Consider the following 3,394-nt stretch of genomic DNA (forward strand, 5'->3'; position numbering starts at 1 on the left):
GGCGCCGCCCCGGGGGCGGGGCGCCGCCCCCCGCCCCCGCCCCCGGGCCCCCGCACCCCCCCGCCCACGCCCCCGCGCCCGCCGGCCGAGCACCCGGCGGCCTGCCGCGGGCGGGGTGGGCCGGGGCGGCATGTGTGCCGCCCGGCCCCACTGTCGTTCCTGGGGCAACTTCCTTATCCGCAGGAGAACTTGGCGGCGGCCCAGTCCCCGTGGTCCCCGGTCTTCGAGCCGTTGGTGTCCGTCACCTTGAGGTGCAGGTGCCGGGCCCCGCTGACGTCGACGTCCACCGGCACGGTGGCCGAGGCGCCGGTGACCTTGGGCGAGGTCCACAGCACCTTGCCGTCGGCCTCGACGGAGAAGGCGACCTCCCCGTACCCGTTGATCTCGTCGTCGATCCCGACGTGGGCGGTCAGCTTCGCGCACTGCCCGCCGAGGTAGACCTCGATGTCGGAGTCGGCGTGCACGCCGATGCCCTTGGTGTAGGTCTTGCCCGCGAGGGTGAGGGTGTGGCCGTCGGTGGCGCCGGACTCGCCGTTGCTGCGGTCGCGTTCGGCGGGTCCGTAGCCGTTGGCCGACGTCAGCCACTCCATGTCGCTCGCCCAGGTGTCCCCGGCGGGCGGCTTCGGCATGACGGACACCGCGAAGCGGCCCTGTGCGGTGCGCCCCTGGCCGGCCGCGTCGTAGCGGGCCGTCGCGGTGAGGGCCTGCTCCCCCGCCTTCGCGTCGGCGGCCGGGGTGAGCGGGACCTCGACGCGGCGGGTGGTGCCCGCCGCGATCCGGTCGACGGTGACGGCGTCGCCGGCGCGCCAGCCGTCGGGGGCGGTCAGCGCGACGGAGACGGCGGTGGCGTCGCGGGTGCCGGCGGTGACGTCGACGGCGACCTTGCCGTCGGCGCCCGCGCCGAGTTCCTGCCCGGGGGGGGCGGTGACGGCGGCGTCGGCGCCGGGCACGGCCCCGCCGACGGCCGCGGTGTCCTTCAGGTCGAGCGTGAAGGCGCGGGAGGTGGACAGCTTGCCGGTCTTGACGCGCACGACGCCGCCGCGGTCGTCACGGTCGTAGAACCAGCCGCTGGCGGCCTTCTCGTAGGCCGCCGCGTCCGTGTAGGCGCGCAGCGGCTGCCCGTCGAGCGCGACCTGGCGCGGGGCGTCCCCGGTGTGCACGGTGAACGCGTAGGGGCGGGCGCTCTGCTTGCCCTCGAAGGAGCCCTTGCTCGCCCCGATCCGCACGCGCACGTCACCGGCGCCGGACTTCGGGGCGTCGACCTCGGCGCGCTGCGTGGCGAAGGCGCCGTCGCGGTGGGCCCGGGTCACGCCGTCGTCCTCGTACAGGTCGAAGGACGAGGAGCCCTGCGGGTAGACGTCCCAGGCGAGCGGCGAGTCGGCGGTGCGGTCGGCGTAGGAGCGGATGCCGGGCCACATCGGGACGGCGGCGCCGCCCTTGACGAACATCGGGAGCGTGTCCAGGGGCGCGCTGTAGCCGTCGATCGTGGTCGGGCCCTGGTACACGCGCCCGGTCCAGTAGTCGGTCCACGTGCCCTCGGGCAGGTAGATGCCGTCGCGGACCGTGCTGTCCTTGTAGACGGGCGCGACGAGGAGGTTCTCGCCGGTGAGGAACTCGTACTTGGCGGCGGCGGTCGCGGCCTTCGGGTCGTCCGGGTACTCGAGCGCGAGCGGCCGCACGGCGCCGACCCCGGTCTCCGTCGCCTCGTGCGCGTACGAGTACAGGTACGGCAGCAGCGACTCGTGGAGCTTCAGGTACTTCCGGTTGATCGCCGTGTACGGCGCGCCCTGGCGGAAGGGCTGCTTGTCGGCGGCGGCCCAGCCGTCCATCGTCATGGTGACGGGCAGCAGGGACTTCCACTGGAGGTCGCGTACGTACGTCTTGGGGCTGCCGCCGAAGATGCCGTCGACGTCACCGGTCGTGTAGGCGAGTCCGGACATGGTCGCGCCCGCGTAGGTGGGGATCTGCCAGCGGATGTAGTCCCAGGATCCCGACTGGTCGCCGGACCACTGGACGCCGCAGCGCTGGGCGCCGGACCAGCTCTCGGGGGCCCAGGTGAAGCCGCGGGCGTCGGAGTTGTCCTCGATGCCCTGGTAGGCGTCCTTGCAGCCGTCGAGGGCGAACTTGTAGCCGGCTCCGACCCAGGCGACGTCGAGCTTGGCGACGCGCTGGCCGGCCTTCACCTGGTCGGCGATCTTGTCGATGCCGTCCTCGGTCCACAGGCCGAGCTGGGTCTTGTTCTTCTGGAGGCCCTTGGCCGTCTCGGCGAGGTTCTCGTAGCCGCAGCCGTAGCCGTCGTTGACGAGCATCCAGCCGAGCGGCATGTCGTTCGCGACGTACTGGTCGGAGATCTTCAGGGCGTCGAGGGTGTGCCGCTCGCCGCGGTTGGCGTTGTGCAGGTAGCAGTCGGCGTCGCCGATCTCCAGGCCGTAGACCGGCGGCAGGAACGGCTTGCCGGTGAGCTTCGTGTACTGCCCGATGACGTCCTTGGCGCTGTCCTTGCCGCTGCCCGCGAAGTAGTAGGCGTCGAAGCGGTGTTCCTTCGCGGCGGCCGTGACAGGCGCGTCGAAGGTGTACGTGTTCGGCGCGAAGGTGTTGCGGAAGACGCCGTAGCCGGCGGAGGAGAGGTAGAACGGGACGGAGTTGGGGTGGCCCCCGTCGTTCCAGTTGTAGTTCACCTCGGCCTTGGCGGTCTGCCCGCGCAGCGAGGTGTTGCCCCGGCCGTTCTGCATGCCGACGCCGTAGAACTGCTCGTCGGCGCCGCGCTCCAGGGTCTGCGTGGTGGTGTCGGCGGTCCACTTCAACGGGGCGCTCTCGGACCAGAGTTCGGTGCCGTCGTTGCGGAACAGGGCGAAGCGCAGCGGGGACTTGTAGGCGCGCAGGGTGACCTTGGCGCTGCTGAGCTCGTAGCGGTCGCCCTGGTCGTTCCAGCGGGTCTGCGGCGGGGCGCCCTGCGGGACCACGATGTCGTCGCCGGCCGGGTCGGTGAAGGTGCCGTCGGGGGCGAGCTCGATCCGGAAGGTCTCGTCGGACACGAAGCTGACGCGGGCCTTCGCCTCACCGGCGTCGAGCGTGTACTCCGGGCCGTCGGCGTGGAACCCGGTGACGTCGCCGACGGTGCCGGCGGTGTCCTCGGCCTGGGCGAGGCCCGGCCCGGCGAAGGTGGCGGCGACGCCGAGGGTGGCGACGGCCACGACGGATCTGAGCCGTCTACCGAGGTGCGTGCTCAATAGTGATCGCATGGCGGTTGTTTAGCGCAGAAACGCGCACGCGCCTAGAGGGTGGGCCGGAGATCAGCCACAAAAAACAGCCCCTCCGGCGCTTGAGGAGCGGGGTCCGGGGCGGATCCCCCTGACCGCACCACCTCCAGCCGGAGGGGCTGTTCACCGAGAAC

At 72.4% G+C, this 3,394-nt stretch carries 1 protein-coding gene; it reads right to left on the reverse strand.

Annotated elements, in window-relative coordinates:
* Positions 1-173: 173 nt before the first annotated feature.
* Entirely contained in the window at positions 174-3,242 is a 3,069-nt protein-coding gene (locus tag ACFW9D_RS38200; protein ID WP_384630070.1) for an NPCBM/NEW2 domain-containing protein, read from the reverse strand.
* Positions 3,243-3,394: the final 152 nt, after the last annotated feature.

Source organism: Streptomyces sp. NPDC059524 (assembly GCF_042749255.1).
In the GTDB taxonomy this organism is placed as follows: Bacteria; Actinomycetota; Actinomycetes; order Streptomycetales; family Streptomycetaceae; genus Streptomyces; species Streptomyces xanthii.

Excerpts from the sequence above, each read along its gene's own strand:
- ACFW9D_RS38200 (WP_384630070.1), bottom strand. The coding sequence starts at position 3,242 with ATGCGATCACTATTGAGCACGCACCTCGGTAGACGGCTCAGATCCGTC.